The 17,703-nt window shown below is 73.1% G+C and carries 16 protein-coding genes and 1 pseudogene; 4 read left to right on the forward strand and 13 right to left on the reverse strand.

Going from position 1 to position 17,703, the window contains the following annotated elements:
- Positions 1-307: 307 nt before the first annotated feature.
- Positions 308-781 carry a carboxymuconolactone decarboxylase family protein gene (locus tag ABZ898_RS28820; protein ID WP_361665121.1) on the reverse strand — a complete coding sequence of 158 codons (474 nt, stop codon included), beginning with the start codon at positions 779-781 and terminating at the stop codon, positions 308-310.
- Positions 782-1,010: 229 nt separating this feature from the next.
- On the opposite strand from ABZ898_RS28820, the gene ABZ898_RS28825 reads away from it, so the two are divergent.
- On the forward strand, positions 1,011-1,910 hold the full coding sequence (locus ABZ898_RS28825) for a hypothetical protein (RefSeq protein ID WP_361665124.1): 900 nt from the start codon (positions 1,011-1,013) through the stop codon (positions 1,908-1,910).
- Positions 1,911-2,033: 123 nt separating this feature from the next.
- Here the strand turns inward: ABZ898_RS28825 and ABZ898_RS28830 are convergent, their stop codons facing one another.
- Together ABZ898_RS28830 and ABZ898_RS28835 are read right to left on the reverse strand one after the other, a co-directional pair.
- A complete protein-coding gene (locus ABZ898_RS28830; RefSeq protein WP_361665127.1) occupies positions 2,034-2,732 on the reverse strand; it encodes a TIGR03943 family protein in 699 nt (232 codons plus the stop codon).
- A complete protein-coding gene (locus ABZ898_RS28835; protein ID WP_361665130.1) occupies positions 2,729-3,748 on the reverse strand; it encodes a permease in 1,020 nt (339 codons plus the stop codon). Before ABZ898_RS28835 ends, ABZ898_RS28830 begins: the two co-directional genes overlap by 4 nt.
- 161 nt (positions 3,749-3,909) lie before the next feature.
- On the opposite strand from ABZ898_RS28835, the gene ABZ898_RS28840 reads away from it, so the two are divergent.
- Positions 3,910-5,703 carry an NAD-binding protein gene (locus tag ABZ898_RS28840; RefSeq protein ID WP_361665230.1) on the forward strand — a complete coding sequence of 598 codons (1,794 nt, stop codon included), beginning with the start codon at positions 3,910-3,912 and terminating at the stop codon, positions 5,701-5,703.
- Positions 5,704-5,710: 7 nt separating this feature from the next.
- Here the strand turns inward: ABZ898_RS28840 and ABZ898_RS28845 are convergent, their stop codons facing one another.
- Entirely contained in the window at positions 5,711-7,519 is a 1,809-nt protein-coding gene (locus ABZ898_RS28845) for a prolyl oligopeptidase family serine peptidase (protein ID WP_361665133.1), read from the reverse strand.
- A 27-nt stretch (positions 7,520-7,546) separates the two neighbouring features.
- On the reverse strand, positions 7,547-8,152 hold the full coding sequence (locus ABZ898_RS28850) for a hypothetical protein (protein WP_361665136.1): 606 nt from the start codon (positions 8,150-8,152) through the stop codon (positions 7,547-7,549).
- Between the two features lie 101 nt (positions 8,153-8,253).
- On the opposite strand from ABZ898_RS28850, the gene ABZ898_RS28855 reads away from it, so the two are divergent.
- Together ABZ898_RS28855 and ABZ898_RS28860 are read left to right on the forward strand one after the other, a co-directional pair.
- Complete coding sequence (locus ABZ898_RS28855) at positions 8,254-8,745, forward strand: hypothetical protein (RefSeq protein ID WP_361665139.1); 492 nt, start codon at positions 8,254-8,256, stop codon at positions 8,743-8,745.
- 51 nt (positions 8,746-8,796) lie between these two features.
- On the forward strand, positions 8,797-9,600 hold the full coding sequence (locus ABZ898_RS28860; RefSeq protein WP_361665142.1) for an SURF1 family protein: 804 nt from the start codon (positions 8,797-8,799) through the stop codon (positions 9,598-9,600).
- A 245-nt stretch (positions 9,601-9,845) separates the two neighbouring features.
- Here ABZ898_RS28860 and ABZ898_RS28865 read toward each other — a convergent pair whose 3' ends face one another.
- The 8 genes and pseudogenes from ABZ898_RS28865 to recR all read right to left on the reverse strand — a co-directional run bounded on the left by ABZ898_RS28865 (position 9,846) and on the right by recR (position 17,690).
- Positions 9,846-11,270 carry a hypothetical protein gene (locus tag ABZ898_RS28865; protein WP_361665145.1) on the reverse strand — a complete coding sequence of 475 codons (1,425 nt, stop codon included), beginning with the start codon at positions 11,268-11,270 and terminating at the stop codon, positions 9,846-9,848.
- Entirely contained in the window at positions 11,267-11,851 is a 585-nt protein-coding gene (locus ABZ898_RS28870) for a SigE family RNA polymerase sigma factor (protein WP_361665232.1), read from the reverse strand. The genes ABZ898_RS28865 and ABZ898_RS28870 overlap by 4 nt, the downstream gene beginning before the upstream one ends.
- 442 nt (positions 11,852-12,293) lie before the next feature.
- Positions 12,294-13,352: an aspartate-semialdehyde dehydrogenase gene (locus ABZ898_RS28875; protein ID WP_361665148.1), complete on the reverse strand. Its 1,059-nt coding sequence runs from the start codon at positions 13,350-13,352 to the stop codon at positions 12,294-12,296.
- Positions 13,352-14,629, reverse strand: a complete 1,278-nt coding sequence (locus ABZ898_RS28880) for an aspartate kinase (protein WP_361665151.1) — start codon at positions 14,627-14,629, stop codon at positions 13,352-13,354. The genes ABZ898_RS28875 and ABZ898_RS28880 overlap by 1 nt, the downstream gene beginning before the upstream one ends.
- Positions 14,630-14,906: 277 nt before the next feature.
- Positions 14,907-15,023 (reverse strand): annotated as a pseudogene (locus ABZ898_RS28885) (Uma2 family endonuclease); the annotation flags it as partial.
- Positions 15,024-15,073: 50 nt separating this feature from the next.
- Positions 15,074-16,051 carry a hypothetical protein gene (locus ABZ898_RS28890; RefSeq protein ID WP_361665154.1) on the reverse strand — a complete coding sequence of 326 codons (978 nt, stop codon included), beginning with the start codon at positions 16,049-16,051 and terminating at the stop codon, positions 15,074-15,076.
- A 387-nt stretch (positions 16,052-16,438) separates the two neighbouring features.
- A complete protein-coding gene (locus ABZ898_RS28895) occupies positions 16,439-17,098 on the reverse strand; it encodes a DUF5063 domain-containing protein (RefSeq protein WP_361665157.1) in 660 nt (219 codons plus the stop codon).
- Entirely contained in the window at positions 17,091-17,690 is a 600-nt protein-coding gene (gene recR / locus ABZ898_RS28900; RefSeq protein ID WP_361665160.1) for a recombination mediator RecR, read from the reverse strand. The genes ABZ898_RS28895 and recR overlap by 8 nt, the downstream gene beginning before the upstream one ends.
- Positions 17,691-17,703 lie beyond the last annotated feature (13 nt).

A 17,703-nucleotide genomic window follows, 5' to 3' on the forward strand; every position in this document is an offset into this window, starting at 1 on the left:
TCCCTCGTACTGGATGTACTTGGATGATTCGGGCGTGCGGCGAGAGCGCGTGCCAGGCGTCGCGGGCCCACGAAGATCCGCCGGACAGGCCCTAGCACGGGACGTACGGGGCCGGGGCGGGCCGGTGGGGCGGTGCGGGTGGCTACCGTCGCCGTCCCGTCGACCACTCCCACCAGCTCATCCGTTTTTCCCATTTTCACTCCGGATGTCGGTGTTCGGCCGACGATAGGCGAGGGGCGTGCGCGCGGCGGGGCGCACACGCCGTCTCGCCTCCGGATCACCCGGCGAGGGGGCCGGGCCGGCCCCCTCAGGCGAACTGGCCGACCTGGTAGCTCCCGGCGGGCATGCGGATCATGACGTTCATGCGGTTGTAGGCGTTGATGAGGCCGATCAGGAAGACCAGGGCCGCGAGCTGGTCCTCGTCGTAGTGCTTGGCGGCGTTCGCCCACGCCTCGTCGGTGACCGCGCCCGGGGTGTCGGCCAGGCGGGTGCCCTGCTCGGCCAGTTCGAGGGCGGCGCGCTCGGCGTCGGTGAACACGGTGGCCTCGCGCCAGGCGGCGACCAGGTTCAGCCGCTGCTGGGTCTCGCCCGCGTGCGCGGCCTCCTTGGTGTGCATGTCGAGGCAGAAGCCGCACCCGTTGATCTGGCTGGCGCGGATCTTCACCAGCTCCTGCGTGGCGGCGGGGAGGGTGGAGTCCGAGACCACCTTTCCGGCCGCGTTGATGTGCTTGACGACCTTGGCGGCGGCGGGGATGGCGAAGGGGTTGAGACGAGCGTCCATGGCTGCACTCCTGTGGTCCGGTCGCGATGACTTCACGGTTACGACGGGCGGGGCGGACCGGGTGTGACATGCGGCCATGTGACCTGGGTCACGGATCACACAGGGTCCGGCCACCTGGAATCCCCCGGGAATGTGTGCACGAGAGACACATGGGGCGCACACAGTCTTCTGAAAGCCCCGTTACGGTGGCGGCGCCTCGCCCGTGCCCGTCGACCCAGGAAGACCGCGAATGGACTACTGCTCCGCCTGCCGTCGGCATCTGAACGGCGCCCTGGTCTGCCCCGGCTGCGGTGTCTGCGCCGCTCCCGACCTGGCCCCGATGCCGGTCCGGCCGAGCGCGTACGCCGTCCGGCGGTCCGGCGAGGAGGATCCCCCGGCCGCCCGCCGCAGCAGGCCGGTGCCCCCGCCGGCCGTCCCACAGCCTCCGGCCGGGACACCCGCCGGCTCCGGGCGCGCCGCACGGCGCCGCGAGCAGACCCGCTGGCGCAGGACCCGCCGCCGGGCCGTCCTGGCGGCCGCCGTGGCCCTGGTCGGCAGCGGGCTCACCTTCGCGGCGCTCAACCACCAGCCGGCCGACCGCACCCGGCCCACGGCCGCGCAGGGCGAGCGGCCCATGGGCGGTACCGGTCCCGAGGCCACGGCCGGCCTCCCGGCACCGACGGCCTCCCCGGCGCTGCCCACCACCCCGGGCGGCCCGTCGCGCACGAGCACCGAGCCTGAGACCCCCGCGGCGCCCCGCTCCACCAGCCCCGCTCCGGACAAGGCCACCCCCGAGCACCGGAAGCCGTCCCGCTCGGCGTCCCCCTCGGCCGCGCCCCACTCCCGCTCCCTGCTGCCCCTCCCCCACAGCCCGGCGTCGGACTCCGTCACCCCCGCCTCCCCCCTGGTCCCCACGGACCAGGCGGGCTCGACGGGTTCGACGGGTTCGACGGGTTCGACGAAGCAGTCCTCCACCCCTTCGCGCACGCCCACGAAGAGCGCGCCCGCAAAGGGCACCCCGTCCCCCGACACCACCACGGACACCCCCGCCCCGTCGGCGACGGCCACCGAGTCGCAGTCCCCCTCGCCCACCTCGTCCCCGTCGGCCTCCCCCTCGCACGTCTGCCTGCTGGTCATCTGCCTCAGCTGACCGCCGGAAGGCTGGATGTCGGACAGCCCGAGGTGCCGGACAAGCCCGGTGTCGCGCAGCTCGGCGAGCGCCGCCTCCGCGCCCGCACCGCCGCCGCCGAGACCGCGCTCGGCGCGGCGTCCCTCAGGTGTTCCACGTCTCGTCGTAGGGGTCGGCCGGAGCGGCCACCGGCCGGACGGAGGTGACCCGCAGGTACGGGATGATCCCGTTGTTGACCGGGTCCCGCGTCCGGCGCGAGGCGTCCACCCCCGTCACCTCCAGCCACGCGTCCGGCTTCAGCACCGGCGGGAGCTGCCCGGTCAGGCCCACCTTCACCGGGCGGGCGTCGGCCGCGCAGCAGTTGAGTGCCATGCGGACCAGGTACGGCGTGCCCTCGGCGTCCAGCGCGAGGAACCCGGTGACCCGGACGGTGCGGCCGCGCAGGGTGTGGCCGTAGGCCGCGCGGGAGGCGTAGTCGACGACGCTCAGCCGGACGGGGTCCGCGGTGGGCAACGGACCCAGGCCATACGGCGGTTGGAGGGCCGTACCGGTGCGTACCGCGCTGTACGAGCCGAGCGCGGGCGGGGCGATGAGGATGAGGGCGAGGACCGGCAGCACCAGGAGCCAGGCGACACGGGGCTCGGGGTGCGGGTGACCGGCGGCGGCCCGCTTCCGCTCGTACCAGAACGTGGCCAGCGCGACGACGGTCAGGACCACCCCGGCCACCAGGACCAGGGGCCGCAGGCCGGACTTGACGTAGCGGAGGTAGAGGTCGGTGCTGCCCGCGCGCAGCAGCGCTCCGCCGAGCAGGAACATGACGGCGGCCTGCGCCTGGCGGTTCACAGCAGCACCGCCCCGGTGACCAGCGCGCCCGTGACGGCCAGCGCGAACGTCGCCGGGGCGAAGCGCAGCGCGAAGCCCCGGCCGAAGGTGCCGGCCTGCATGGCGAACAGCTTGAGGTCGATCATCGGGCCCACCACCAGGAACACCAGCTTGGCCGTCGGGGAGAAGTCGGTCAGCGAGGCGGCGACGAACGCGTCCGCCTCCGAGCAGATGGACAGCACCACGGCGAGCGCGGCGAGGGCGAGCACCGCGAGGAACGGGTTGCCCGCGGCCGTGCGCAGCCACTCCGCCGGGGCGACGGCCTTCAGGGTGGCGGCGGCCATCGCGCCGACCACCAGGAATCCGCCCGCGTGCAGGGTGTCGTGGCGTACGGAGTTCCAGAAGGTCTCCGCCCTCGTCGCGCCCTCGTGCGCGCCGTGCGCGGGCGGCCGCAGCCAGGCGTCCCGGCCGAGCCGCTGCCACAGCCAGCCCATCGCGCAGGCCACCAGCAGGCTCGCGGCGAACCGGGCGAGGACCATCTCCGGGTCGTTCGGGAAGGCGACGGCCGTGGCGGTGAGCACGATCGGGTTGATCGCGGGCGCGGACAGCAGGAACGCCAGCGCGGCCGCCGGGGTCACCCCGCGCCGCACCAGCGCGCCCGCCACCGGCACCGACGCGCACTCGCACCCCGGCAGCACCGCGCCCGCGAGCCCGGCGACCGGTACGGCGAGCGCGGGCCGGCCGGGCAGGGCGCGGGCGAAGAACGCGGGCGGGACGAAGACGGCGATGGCGGCCGACAGCAGCACCCCGAACACCAGGAAGGGCAGCGCCTGCACAGTCACCGCGACGAACACCGTGGTCCAGCTCTGCATCACCGGGGTGCCGAGCGCGCCCCGGACCGGCCCCTGGGCGAGGACGGCGAGGAGCAGCACCAGGGTGAGGACGAGAGGAGAGCTGAGCCGGCCACCGCCGGGCTTCCCGCCGGGCGGTCCTGTACCCGACTCCGCGCCGGGCGGGGCGTCTTCGGTGATGGCCACGGCTGGGATACCTCCGGCTGGATGCGGCTGCTGTGCGGTACGCGGTCGCCGGGCGGCCCGTTCAGGCGTCGGCTGGAACCGACCGCCTTCTTGGGGCAGTCTTTCCCCTCGTGGCGAGCAGCGTTCCGTATCAGGGCGGTCCCGATGGCGCGTCGGCGCCCATGGTGGTGTGCGGGGACGACGGTCTCGCGCACCGGCTGTCCGCCGAGTTGCGCGGAGTCTACGGCGAGCAGGTCGTCCTCGTCGTGCCGCCGAGCGCGCGCACCGCGCGGCGGCCGGTGATCGGGCGGCCCCGGTCGGCTCCGGCGGCGCTGTTCGACCGGGTGGTGTCGGTGGCGGTCGGCCGGGGCGGAGCCGGCCACGCAACCGGGAGCGGCTCCGCGGGCGGGGGCGGGCTCCGGGGCGGGGAACGCGTGCTGGAGACCGAGTTCCTCACCGAACAGGTGCTCGCCGAGGCCGGGGTGGAGCGGGCGGCAGCGCTGGCGCTCGTGTACGAGGACGACGAGACCAACATCCGCGCCGCGCTCACCGCCCGCCGGCTCAACCCCCGGCTGCGGCTCGTACTGCGCCTGTACAACCGGCGGCTGGGCCAGCACATCGAGGAACTCCTCGACCAGGCGGCCGTGTTGGTCGGCGAGAGCGACGAGGACGTCCGGGACGCGGCCACCTCCGTGCTCTCCGACGCCGACACCGCCGCGCCCGCTCTCGCCGCGACCGCCGTCGCGGGCACCGGCAAGGTGATCCAGGCGGACGGGCTGCTGCTGCGCGCGGTGGAACGGATCTCACCGCCGGACGGGGTCCCCCTGCCGCTCGGGGTGCGCACGCTGGCGCTGCTGTCGTCCGACGACGGCGACGAGGGGCCGCTACTGCTGCCCGACGACGAGGAGGTGCGCCGGGCGGGCAACCGGTCCACGGTCGTGCTGGAGCGGTTCTCCGCGACAGAGGGCGCGGCGGCGGGCAACGGGCTCGGCGTGGGCGGTGTCCCGCCCCTGTCCTCCCTGTTCTCCAAGCAGTTGAGGTGGTCGCTGGCCGTGCTCGCCGGGTGCGTGATCGCGCTCGCCGTGGCCCTGTCGATCGTGACCGGCATCCATCCCCTGCGCGCCTTCTACCTGACCCTGCTGGACCTCTTCGCCATCGACGACCCCGCGCTGGGCCAGCCGATCGGCCGCCAGATCCTCCAACTGCTGTCCGGCCTAGTCGGGTTGCTGCTGCTCCCGGTGCTGCTGGCCGCCGTCCTCGAAGGGCTGGGCACCTTCCGTACGCAGTCCGCGCTGCGCAAACCGCCGCGCGGGCTGGGCGGGCACGTCGTCCTGCTGGGGCTGGGCAAGATCGGTACGCGGGTGCTGATCCGGCTGCGGGAACTGCACATCCCGGTGGTGTGCGTGGAGGGCAACCCGGAGGCGCGCGGACTCGCCGTGGCACGGCGGCTGCGGGTGCCGGTGGTCATCGGGGACGTCACGCAGGAGGGCGTCCTGGAGGCGGCCAAGATCCACCGGGCGCACGCCCTGCTCGCGGTGACCAGCGCGGACACCACCAACCTGGAGGCCGTCCTGTACGCCCGCGGCGTCCGCCCCGACCTCCGCGCCGTACTGCGCCTGTACGACGACGACTTCGCCACCGCCGTCTACCGCACCCTGCGGGTCGCCCACCCCCTGGCCACCACCCGCAGCCGCAGCGTCTCCTACCTCTCGGCCCCCGCCTTCGCCGGGGCCATGCTGGGCCGCCGGGTCCTGGGCGCGGTCCCGGTGGAGCGCCGCGTCCTGCTGTTCGCCTCGGTGGACGTCGCGGGCCGCCCCCAGTTGGAGGGCCGCACCCTGGCGGAGGCGTTCGTCCCCGGTGTCTGGCGGGCCGTGGCCGTGGAAGGGGAGCCCGACACGCCACCCGGCCGCCTCCTGACGAAGGACGACCGGGTGGTGATCGCGGCGACCCGCCGGGGTCTGGCGGAGCTGGGCTGAGCGGCGCCTACTGCTCCGAGCCGCCCAGGTGCCGCCGGGCGAAGTCCATCTCCAGGCGCACCTGCTTGATGCGCTCGCCGACGACCAGCGAGCCGTGGCCGGCGTCGTAGCGGTAGACCTCGTGGGGGGCGCCCCGGTCCTGGAGGCGGTCCACGTAGTTGTCGATCTGGCGGATCGGGCAGCGGGGGTCGTTGACGCCGGCCGAGATGTAGACGGGCGCCTTGACCTGGTCCACGTAGGTCAGCGGCGAGGACGCGGCGAAGCGGTCCGGGACCTCCTCCGGGGTGCCCCCGAGGAGGGTGCGGTCCATGGCCTTCAGCGCCTCCATCTCGTCGTGGTAGGCGGTGACGTAGTCGGCGACCGGCACCACGGCGATGCCCACCGTCCACGCCTCCGGCTGGGTGCCGATGCCGAGGAGGGTGAGATAGCCGCCCCAGGAGCCGCCGGTGAGGACCAGGCGCTCGGGGTCGGCGAGGCCGCTGGAGACGGCCCACTCGCGCACCGCCGCGACGTCCTCCAGCTCGATCAGGCCGACCCGGTGCTTGAGCGCGTCCGTCCAGGCGCGCCCGTACCCGGTGGAGCCCCGGTAGTTGACGCGGACGACGGCGTACCCCTCGTCGATCCAGGCCGCCGGGCCCGCGGCGAAGGAGTCGCTGTCGTGCCAGGTGGGGCCGCCGTGCAGGTCGAACACGGTGGGCAGCGGGCCGGTGGCCCCGGCGGGCTTCTGGACGAGGGCGTGGATGCGGCCGCCGGGGCCGTCCACCCACACGTCCTCCACCGCCACCGACGGCGGGCACTTCATGCCGGGCGGGTCCAGTACGACATGGCCCGCGGTGGAGCGGACCATCGGCGGCTCGGCGGCCGAGGACCACAGGTACTCCACGCTGCCGTCCGGGCGGGCGGTCGCCCCCGACACCGTGCCCGGCGGGGTGGGGATGCGGTCCAGCTCACGGGTGGCGAGGTCGTAGCGGAACAGCTCGCTGCGGGCCTCGAAGCCGTGCGCGATCAGCAGGGCGGAGCCGTCCGGGTACCACTCGGCGGCCACGTCGCCGGGCAGGTCCAGCGGGAGGTCCGTCTCCGCGCCGCTCGCCACGTCCCACACCAGCGGCTCCCAGCGGCCCCGGCGCTGGTGGCCGATCAGGAGGCGGGTGTCGCCGTCCACGGGGGCGAAGCCCAGCACCTCCAGACCCAGTTCCTCGGAGCCGCCGCGCGTGTCGTCCAGCTCGGCGACGGCCGTCCCGTCCGGGCGCAGCACGCGCAGGGCGCTGTGCATGGCGTCGCCGTGCTCGGTGTGCTCGATCGCGATGAGCGAGCCGTCGTGCGAGAGGTCGCCGACACCGGCGGACTCGCGGTGCCGGTAGATCTCCACCGGCGCCTCACCGGCGCGCGCGAGGTGGATCGTCGTACCGTCCTCGTCCGTCGAGCGGCCGACCACGGCCGTCCGCCCGTCCCGGCCCAGCGCCAGACCGGCCGGGTAGGAGGGCGCGAGGCCCGGTACGGCCGTCTCGTCGGCGCCGCCCCCGAAGGGCTGGCGGCGCCAGACCCCGAACTCGTCCCCGTCCTTGTCGTCGAACCACCAGATCCAGGCGCCCTCGGGCGAGAGCACGCCGTCCGTCGTGCCGTTGGGCCGGTCCGTCGCCTGCCGCTGCCCGCCGCTCGCGCGGTCCCACGCGTACAGCTCGTAGGTGCCGGTCGCGTTCGACACGAACAGCGACCGGTCAGGCGCGTCCTCGGCCCAGTCGGGCAGCGAGACCCTCGGCGCCCGGAACCGCTTCTCCCAGTCCGGCATCTCCACAGCTACGTCAGCTTTGTCCATGCCCCCTAGGATCTCCCGCCCGGTGCCCTACGGGACACCCCTGAGCTGGGCAATGAGGTTCTGGTAGGTGGCGAACGCGGGTTTGGGCGTGTAGTCGTCGCGGAGCAGCCCGAAGTGGTGGAACAGACCGTCCCCGTGGCTGTCGGCGTCCCGCAGGGAGAAGAACGCGTAGGAGTCGACGCGGAGTTCGTCCGCCAGGGCGGCGACCGTGCGGACGACCGTGTCCAGGGTGGCGGCCTGGCGGGCCTCGGGGCGGCCGGGGCCCGTGGGCCAGCCGTTCTCGCAGACGCGGAGCGGGACGCCGGCCGGGATGCCCGCCCTGGGCAGATCGGTGTCGCGGAAGCCGCGCAGGACTCCGGTGACCGCGCCGGCCAGGTTCTCCGGAGGGAGCGGACGGAACACGTCGGGGAAGAAGTCGACGCCCACGTAGTCCAGGCTCGCCAGGAACTCGTCGTCGGCGAGGGCGGCCAGGTCGGACCAGAAGGTGTCGGCGGGGTCGAAGACCGGTACGGCGTTGAAGCCCACCGCGACCGGCAGCCCCAGGGCGCGGGCCTCCCGCTTGGCCGCGACGACACCCCGCACGAGGGCGTCCAGGACACCGGGCACGCTGCCGTCCAGCACCGGCAGCCGCACATTGGGCTCCTCGCATATCTGGACCGACGCCAGCCGGGACCCGTACGTCCGGACCGCCTCGCGGACGAACTCCGTCCTGGAGCGCGTCCAGCGCGGCGGTCATGGCAGACGTACGGCCATCGCCGACGCGGCGCTGGAACTGTTCCTGGAGCACGGCTTCGACCGGGTCACTGGTGCGCGACCGCGCGCCCACGGCCTGCCCGGTGGAGACCGTCCGCGACGACCTGCTGTCGGCCCTCGCGCGCGACGAACCCACCCTCGGCCTGCGCCCCGGCGCGGACCGCTTCTGGCGGGTCGTGCTCGACAGCCCCGCGCTGCGCGCCCGCGAGCGGGAGATCGGTGAGCACGCGGAGGCCGCCCTGGCCGCCGCCCTCGCGGACCACCCGCCGCTCACGCCGTACGAGCCCCCGCTGCCTGCCCTGCTCGCGGGCGCGCTGGCCGGGACCTACCGGGCGGTGCTGCGCGAGCTGAGGGACGGCGTGATGTCGGGCGCGGCCCCCGGCCGGGTCCGGGACGCCGTCACCCCCGAGGCGGTCCGTGCCTTCGACGCCCTCTGCCGGGGCCTGCACCAGGTCGGCCCCCTGGGGGGCTGACCACCGGGGGGCACCGTGAGGGTGATAAAGGAGGCGCCGTACCTTTGGGGTGTGTACCGGTTTCTGCTGACACCCCGCTGGTGGGGCATCAACGTCTTCGTGCTGCTCGCCATCCCCTTCTGCGTGTTCATGGGGTCGTGGCAGCTCAGCCGGTTCGAGGGGCGGGTGCAGGACCATCGCACCGCCACCGAACAGGCGGCGGCCTCCCGGCACGGCGAGGCGGTGCCGCTCGCGCGGATGCTGCCCGTCGACAAGGCCACGTCGGGGCGGCGGGTCGAGGTGAGCGGCTCGTACGGCAGGCAGTTGCTGGTGCCCGGCCGTGAGCTGGACGGGAAGTCCGGCTTCTACGTCCTGACCCTGCTGCGCACCTCCACCGGCGAGTCCCTGCCCGTGGTGCGGGGCTGGCTGCCCGGTACGGCCGACGCGGCGAAGGCGCCCGAGCCCCCGGCCGGGAAGGTCACCGTCACCGGCGCGCTCCAGGCCCCCGAGGCCCCGGGCAGCAACGGCGTCCCCGCGACCGGCGGTCTGCCCGCCGGGCAGACCAACGCCATCAGCCCGGCCTCCCTGGTGAACCTGGTGCCGGACCGGCTGTACGAGGCGTGGGTCACGCTCGACCGGGGCGACGCCGGGATGAAGGCGGTGCCCGCGACCGCGCCCGCCGGGACCGGCCTGGACCTGAAGGCGTTCCAGAACCTCGGCTACACCGGTGAGTGGTTCGTCTTCGCCGGGTTCGTGGTCTTCATGTGGTTCCGGCTGCTGCGCCGCGAGGCCGAGGCGATCCGCGACGCCGAACTCGGCCTCGTGACGGACGGTGCCGGCGCCCCGGAGGACGCCGGCACACCGACCACCGTCTGAGCTGACCCGGCCTGACCTGGCCTAGGGCCTGTCTTCCGGATCTTGCCGGGGTCGCGGGCCCTGGCACGCACGTCTGCCGCGTTGTCGTCACTCTCCCCCAAGCTCTCGACTTCGCTCGAGCAGGGGGGACCCCCACCGCTCCGCGTCGACTCCCTCCTCCGCCTTGCAGCCGCACGCACCAGACCCCGCTCGGCTCGGCCCGGAGGCACCGTCGGCCCGAGCCGGCCTGATCCGGAAGAAAGGCCCTAGCCCGCGGACTGCATCCCGGAGTAGTACACCGTCCCCGCGCAGGCGTTCGACACGACCGCGGTCGCCCCGGCGCCGGACGCCGTGCTGTACGTGACCTGGACGCCGCCGTCCGCCGGACCGTCGACGGTGAGCAGCTGCGGGGCCGCCCCGACCGTGCCTCCGGTGTTGTCCGTGGTGCCGGTCGTGCCCGGGTCCTGGCTGGGCGTGGGGTCGGGCGTGGGCCCGCCGGTGGCCGAACCGCCGCCGGTCGTGGTGTCGGAACCGCCGCCGCCCTGCACCGGACAGGTCTCCGAGGGCACGAAGGCGAACGGCTGCGTGTACGCGGAGCCCGGCTGGAGCACCAGCACCGACACCGTCAGCGAGGGGTCCGGCAGCGCGCTCGCGGCGTCGCCGGACACGTGCGAGGTGACGCCCAGCTTGGCCTGGTCCGCCGCGCCGATCGCCACGGCGCCGACCTGCCCGGGAGCGGTGACCGTGCAGGGGGTGCCGGAGACGTTGGAGACCCGGAAGCTGCCGTAGACCGCGCCGCCGGAGTCGGGACCGCCCGCGCTGCCCGCGACGCCCAGCTGGGCCGGGCCGCACACCGGGGCACCGGAGTCGAGGCTCGCCGAGGGGTCGGCCGCACCGGCGGACACGGAATCACCGTCGCCCTTCTTGCCGGGCTCGTCCTTGTCGTGGCCGTCCTTGCCCTCGCCCCGCGTGTCGCCGCTGGTGCCGCGGGTGTCGCCGGTGGCGCCGTCGGTGGCCCGGCCCCGGCCCTCGGAGCCCTGGGTCGACTCGGACTGGCCCGCCATGGCGGTGTTGGGGTCGGTGCTCCCGGCGTTGGAGACGTGCACCAGGGCGGGGATAGCCGTACCGAGCAGCAGGGCGGCCGCCGCCATCCCGACCGCGGCGTGCCGCTTGCGGGCCCGCCGCGCGGGGACGGCCCGGCGCAGATGCTCCAGCGAGCCGGCCCGGGGCTCCACGTCCTCCACGGCGGACTGCAGCAGCCGCCGCAGCGCCTGCTCGTCCGACCCGAGGTCGTCGTCGAGTCCGTCGGGCTCGATCCCGCTCCGCCCGGCCGCCGGCCGCCCGCCCGTTGCCCGCCCGCCTGTCGGCGCGCCCAGTCCGAGCAGCCGCTCGAACCCGTCGAGATCGAGTTCGCGCGTCCGGTCCGGGCCGGAACTCCCGGCCGCCTGCGGCGCGGTGTCCGGTTCGGTCGCGGACTCGGGCTCGCTCTCGGGCTCGGGCTCGCTCTCGGGTTCCGGAGCGGCCGCGCCCTCGCCGGATGCGTCCCGGGTGGCGCGCTCGTCGTCGGGACCGGTGGAGTCGTCCCCGTGGGGGCCGTCGTTCACAGTTTCGTTCCCAGCGTGCGTCGGCGTGTCGTTCTGGTCGGCCCCCGTGGCGGACTCGGACTCGGCGTGCTCCGGATGCTCGCTCATGCCGAGGCTCCCATGGACACCCGCAGCGCGGCGATGCCCCGTGAGCCGTACGCCTTCACCGAGCCCAGCGAGATGCCGAGCGTCTCGGCCACCTGGGCCTCCGTCATGTCCGCGAAGTAGCGCAGCACCAGCACCTCGCGCTGACGGCGCTGCAACCCCTTCATCGCCTTGATGAGGGAGTCCCGCTCCAGCTGGTCGTACGCCCCCTCCTCCGCGCTCGCCATGTCCGGCATCGGCTTGGAGAGCAGCTTCAGGCCCAGGATGCGGCGGCGCAGCGCGGAACGGGAGAGGTTGACGACCGTCTGGCGCAGATAGGCCAGCGTCTTCTCCGGCTCCCGGACGCGTTTGCGCGCCGAGTGAACGCGGATGAACGCCTCCTGCACGACATCCTCGCAGGAGGCGGTGTCGTCCAGGAGCAGGGCGGCGAGACCGAGCAGGGAGCGGTAGTGCGCCCGGTAGGTCTCGGTGAGATGGTCGACGGTCGTGCCGGCGGCCGCGTCACCCGCGGTGTCGTCGGCGCCGTCGCGCTGGCCGGGTATGCGGGTGGGACGGGCGGCGGGCATCGGCGCGATCACCGGCATGCCGCCGGGCACACGCGGACGGACCGCACGGGCCGGCCGGAGCGCCGCAGCGCCGCGGACTGCTGGGGATACGCCCGGCTCGAAGAGAGCCGGTGCAAGTTCGAGTACCTCTGCCACGCCAGTTGGACACGCGTACCCCCCGCAGGGTTGTACGTGCCGGGCGTCACATCCACGACGACCGACAGTTCCTCAAGTGCCGCCATGCGCCCCGCTCTTCCCCTACGCCTAGTTGAAAGGGCGTCACCACGCCCGACCGCGACGCCCCACGCCCGGAATCCACGTCCCGTCGCACCAGGGTGAGAGCAAAGACGCTCCCCGCACTCACGCGGTTGCGGAGCACGGGGAGGGAAATCCTCCGTCGCGACGGAGGATCGGTACAAGTGGCCAGGACCATGGCACCGGCCACATCTACGACAAGAATCCCATGAACATCACCGGATTCTCACATCATTTCGACGGCGACCAGTTCGGCGATCTGTGCGGTGTTGAGCGCGGCGCCCTTGCGCAGGTTGTCGCCGCAGACGAAGAGTTCGAGCGCCGCCGGGTCGTCGAGCGCCCGCCGCACCCGTCCCACCCAGGTGGGATCGGTGCCCACGACATCGGCCGGGGTCGGGTACTCACCGGCCGCCGGATCGTCGCAGAGGACGACGCCGGGGGCGGTGGCGAGGATCTCGCGGGCGCCGTTCACCGTGACCTCACCCTGGAAACGGGCGTGGACGGTCAGGGAGTGGGTGGTGACGACCGGGACCCGGACACAGGTCACGGCGACCGGGAGGTCGGGCAGTCCGAGGATCTTGCGGGTCTCGTCGCGGACCTTCATCTCCTCCGAGGACCAGCCGTCCTCGCGCAACGACCCGGCCCACGGCACGACGTTGAGCGCGACCGGCTCGGGGAAGGGCCCGGTCAGCTCGCCCACCGCACGGCGCACGTCGCCGGGCGCGCTGCCCAGATCGGTGCCCGCGACCAGGGACAGCTGGGCGCGCAGCGTCTCGATCCCGGCCCGCCCGGCCCCGCTGACCGCCTGGTACGAGGAGACGACCAGCTCGCGCAGCCCGAACTCGGCGTGCAGCGCGCCCAGCGCGACGATCATCGACAGGGTGGTGCAGTTGGGGTTGGCGACGATCCCGCGCGGTCGCGCCCGCGTCATGTGCGGATTGACCTCCGGGACCACGAGCGGCACGTCGGGGTCCATGCGGAAGGCGCCGGAGTTGTCCACGACGACCGCGCCGCGCGCGGCGGCCAGGGGCGCCCACCGGGCGGAGACGTCGTCGGGCACGTCGAACATGGCGACGTCGACGCCGTCGAAGACGTCCTCGGTGAGAGGGACGACCTCGACCTCCTCGCCGCGCACGGCCAGCTTGCGGCCGGCCGAGCGCGGGGAGGCGATCAGGCGGATCTCGCCCCAGACGTCCGCCCGTTCGGACAGGATGCGGAGCATCACCGCTCCCACGGCTCCGGTCGCCCCCACGACCGCCAGTGTCGGGCGACCGGTGCGTGCCATCAGCGGCCCGTGCCTCCGTAGACGACGGCCTCGTCGGTGTCGGAGTCGAGCCCGAAGGCGGTGTGCACGGCGCGGACGGCCTCGGGGACCTCGTCGGCGCGGGTGACGACCGAGATGCGGATCTCGGAGGTCGAGATCAGCTCGATGTTCACGCCCGCGTCGCTGAGCGCCTCGAAGAAGGCGGCCGTGACACCCGGGTTGGTCTTCATCCCGGCGCCGACCAGGGAGATCTTGCCGATCTGATCGTCGTAGCGCAGGGAGTCGAAACCGATGCCGGCGCGGTTGCGCTCCAGGGCGTCGATGGCCTTGCGGCCCTCGGTCTTCGGCAGGGTGAAGGAGATGTCGGTCAGGCCCGTGGAGGCCGCCGACACGTTCTGCACGACCATGTCGAGGTTGATCTGCGCGTCGGCGATGGTCCGGAAGATGGCCGCGGCCTCGCCCGGCTTGTCGGGCACGCCGACGACGGTGATCTTGGCCTCGGAGGTGTCGTGCGCGACACCCGAGATGATGGCCTGCTCCACCTGCTGTTCCCCTTGCTCGATCGGCTCGCTGCTGACCCACGTGCCGCGCAGCCCGCTGAAGGAGGAGCGCACGTGGATCGGGATGTTGTACCGGCGGGCGTACTCCACGCAGCGGTGGAGCAGCACCTTGGAGCCGGACGCGGCCAGCTCCAGCATGTCCTCGAAGGAGATCCAGTCGATCTTCCGGGCCTTCTTCACCACGCGCGGGTCGGCGGTGAACACGCCGTCCACGTCGGTGTAGATCTCGCAGACCTCGGCGTCGAGCGCGGCGGCCAGCGCGACGGCGGTGGTGTCGGAACCGCCGCGGCCCAGCGTGGTGATGTCCTTCTTGTCCTGGCTCACACCCTGGAAACCGGCGACGATGGCGATGTTGCCCTCGTCCAGCGCGGTGCGGATGCGGCCCGGCGTGACGTCGATGATGCGGGCTTTGTTGTGGACCGAGTCGGTGATGACACCTGCCTGGCTGCCCGTGAACGACTGGGCCTCGTGGCCCAGCTTTTTGATCGCCATCGCCAGCAGGGCCATGGAGATACGCTCTCCGGCGGTCAGCAGCATGTCGAATTCACGCCCGGCAGGCATCGGAGAAACCTGCTCGGCGAGATCGATCAGCTCATCCGTCGTGTCGCCCATCGCGGAGACCACGACAACCACCTGGTTGCCGTTCTTCTTGGCTTCCACGATCCGCTTGGCGACGCGCTTGATGCCCTCGGCATCGGCTACGGAGGAGCCTCCGTACTTCTGCACGACAAGGCCCACGTGCGCTCCTCGCTCGGTTCGTTTGTGTCGGCTCAGTCTATCGAGCGTCCGAAATCCACCATCGCGCTCCCGCATGGTGAGACGTCGTACGCCCGGTCCCGAACCTGCCCAGCGGTACGCGGGCCACGCGGAAAGTGCCCCGCGTCACAGCGTGTCAGTCGACGAACTCTCCGAGGGGGGCGGTGTCGAGGATGATGTCGACGGGGTCGGGCAGCTTGACGGAGGCACCGAAGGGCGACTTCTCGGCATGGAGGTAGCGGTCGTGCGACGTGACCTATCTGACCTGGACCTTCCCATTGATGAACTCAAGCCGCACGGTCTCCGGGGCATGGCGTTCGAGCTCCTCGAACTCCTCGACGGACATCTGCGGCCGGTCTTCGGTCCTGGGGGTCATGGCGTCGCCTCCTCGACTCCATGGTGCCCCGGCCGGTGCCTCCCGCACGCTCATACGTCCCTCCCCGCCCTGGGCCGCAGCCCGGCCGCCCTGCGCAGCTCGGCCGCCCAGTGGGTCACGTCGACCACTCCGGTGTCGTCGGCCGGGTCACGCAGGAACGTCTCCGGGACGTACCCGACCGGCGGCGGCCCTTCCATCTCGGCCGCCTCATCCGCCTCGATCTCGGCATGGCACTCGCGGCAGATCCCGTCGATGATCTCCGTCGTGCGCTCGTCCGCGTCGCAGGTGGCGCAGGCCATGATCACGCGGCTGACGCGGGCGCGGCGCCCACCGGCCTTCTGCCGGATCTTCGCCTTCGTCGGGGGCATCTTGTCCTCCAGTCGTTTACGGGCGAGTCCGCCCGGGTTGGTGACGGCGGGCGGGAGCCCGTCGGTCAGGGCCCTGGTGATCTCCTGCGGCGTCGCGCCGAGGGCCAGCCACTGCGCGGCGAGGGATTCGAGAGCACGGCAGTCCGACGCGGACAGGGACATGCGCGGGTCCGCGTCGCGGAGGTCGGCGAGGGTGCGGTAGGCGGCGCCGGGCTCGTCCGAGGGCTCCTCGGAGGGCTCCTCGTCGAGTGCGGCCGGGGCGGCTTCGGCGGCCCGCGCCAGCCCGGACTCGTACTGGTCGGTGACGTCCAGGCCCTTGCGCTCGCGTACGAACTCCGCCCACCACTCCGGTGACCTGGGCGTACGCGACCAGTACGTCCGCGTGACCCAGCGCATCGAGTTGTCCTCGACGGTGAGGTGCTCCCGGATGTGCCGCAGGTGGCCGGCCGCGGTGACGCGCTTCAGCGACGTGCGCACGGCCTGCTGGCCGTAGCGGGGGTGTACGGCGGCGATCGCCTTGTAGCCCATCGCGTGACCGTCGTCGAGGTGGTCGACGAAGACGGCGATCTCGCGGTCACGGGGGCTCAGATGTGCGAAGTCCGGGTCGCCGTGCGGGTTTTCGTCACCGGCAGAGCGCTTGCCGTAGCCCGATGTGGCCATGGGGTGCTGCGGGGACGGCAGGGCAGGGCTAGGGTAAGTGGAAACCACGATCGACTCTCTTTCGATCCGTAGGTCCAGGCCCCGGAGCCGGTGTTGGCGCACCGACCGGGGCCGATCTATTGCCGCGAACCTAGGGCGGCTTTACTCTCCAGCGCAAGCCGATCACAGAAAGTCACACTTTCGAGGTAGGCGGCTTCAACTCACCTGGAGATCTGGTTGGTTGGGTTGGTTTTCACCCAGCCCAGAAACCCATGGAGAAGCTCGAAGCCCGAGGCTTGAGCCTCGGGCTGAACTGCGGCGATGGACCCCGTACCGGAGGCGGTCACGCTGCCGGTGCCCGGCGCGCCGGACGCGGGCGCGCGAGGCGGCAGCCCGGCACCGGCTCCGCTAGCGGGCCTGGCGGATGCCGAGGGGCGTGCCGATCTCCTCGGCCATGACGCGTCCGGCCTCCAGCTCCAGCGCCTCGTCGCCCAGGTCCTGGTCGGTGTCGAGGCCGTCCAGCTCCTCCAGGGGCTGGCCCAGGCGGACGTGGATCAGCACCGACTGCAGGGCGCGCAGCACGGCGGAGGCGGTGGGGCCCCAGTTGGAGAAGTAGGAGAACTGCCACCACCACAGGGCCTCCGTGGTGCGGCCGGCCCGGTAGTGGACCATGCCGTGGCGCAGGTCGGTGATGACGCCCGCGAGGTCGTCGGAGATCCGGGCCGCCACCGGGGCGGTCCTGGGCGCGTACGGGTCGAAGACCTCGGAGTAGACGTCGACGGGGTCCAGCAGCCGGGCCAGGTTCTCGCGCAGGTTGTCCGCGTCCTGCTCGGGGCCGGGGTCGGGCTCGTAGCGCTCGTCGGGGACGAAGTCCTCGTGCGCGCCGAGGCGGCCGCCCGCCAGCAGGAGCTGGGAGACCTCCAGCAGCAGGAAGGGCACGGTGGAGCCGGGCTCGTCGCCCTTGGCGACCTCGGTGACGGCGACCAGGAAGCTCTCGACCTGGTCGGCGATCTGGACCGCGAAGTCGTCCGGGTTCTGCGCGGTGGCGTGCAGCGTGGCGTCAGACATCTAGGAGTCGTCTCCCCTCGAAGGCGCGGCCGAGGGTGACCTCGTCCGCGTATTCCAGGTCCCCGCCGACCGGGAGGCCGCTGGCCAGACGGGTGACCTTCAGACCCATGGGCTTGATCATGCGGGCGAGGTACGTCGCCGTGGCCTCGCCTTCGAGATTGGGGTCGGTGGCGAGGATCAGCTCCGTGACCGTGCCGTCGGCGAGCCGGGCCAGGAGTTCCCTGATCCGCAGGTCGTCCGGGCCGACGCCCTCGATGGGGCTGATGGCGCCGCCGAGGACGTGGTACTTGCCCCGGAACTCACGGGTGCGCTCGATGGCCACGACGTCCTTGGGCTCCTCGACCACGCAGATGACCGAGGGGTCGCGGCGCGGGTCGCGGCAGATGTTGCACAGCTCCTCCTGCGCGACGTTCCCGCAGGCCGCGCAGAAGCGGACCTTCGCCTTGACCTCCAGCAGGGCCTGGGCGAGCCGCTTGACGTCCGTCGGCTCGGCCTGGAGGACGTGGAAGGCGATCCGCTGCGCGCTCTTGGGACCGACGCCGGGGAGCCGCCCCAACTCGTCGATGAGGTCCTGGACCACGCCTTCGTACAACGGACTGCCTTTC

It is taken from the genome of Streptomyces sp. NPDC046860, from assembly GCF_040645115.1.
GTDB lineage: Bacteria > Actinomycetota > Actinomycetes > Streptomycetales > Streptomycetaceae > Streptomyces.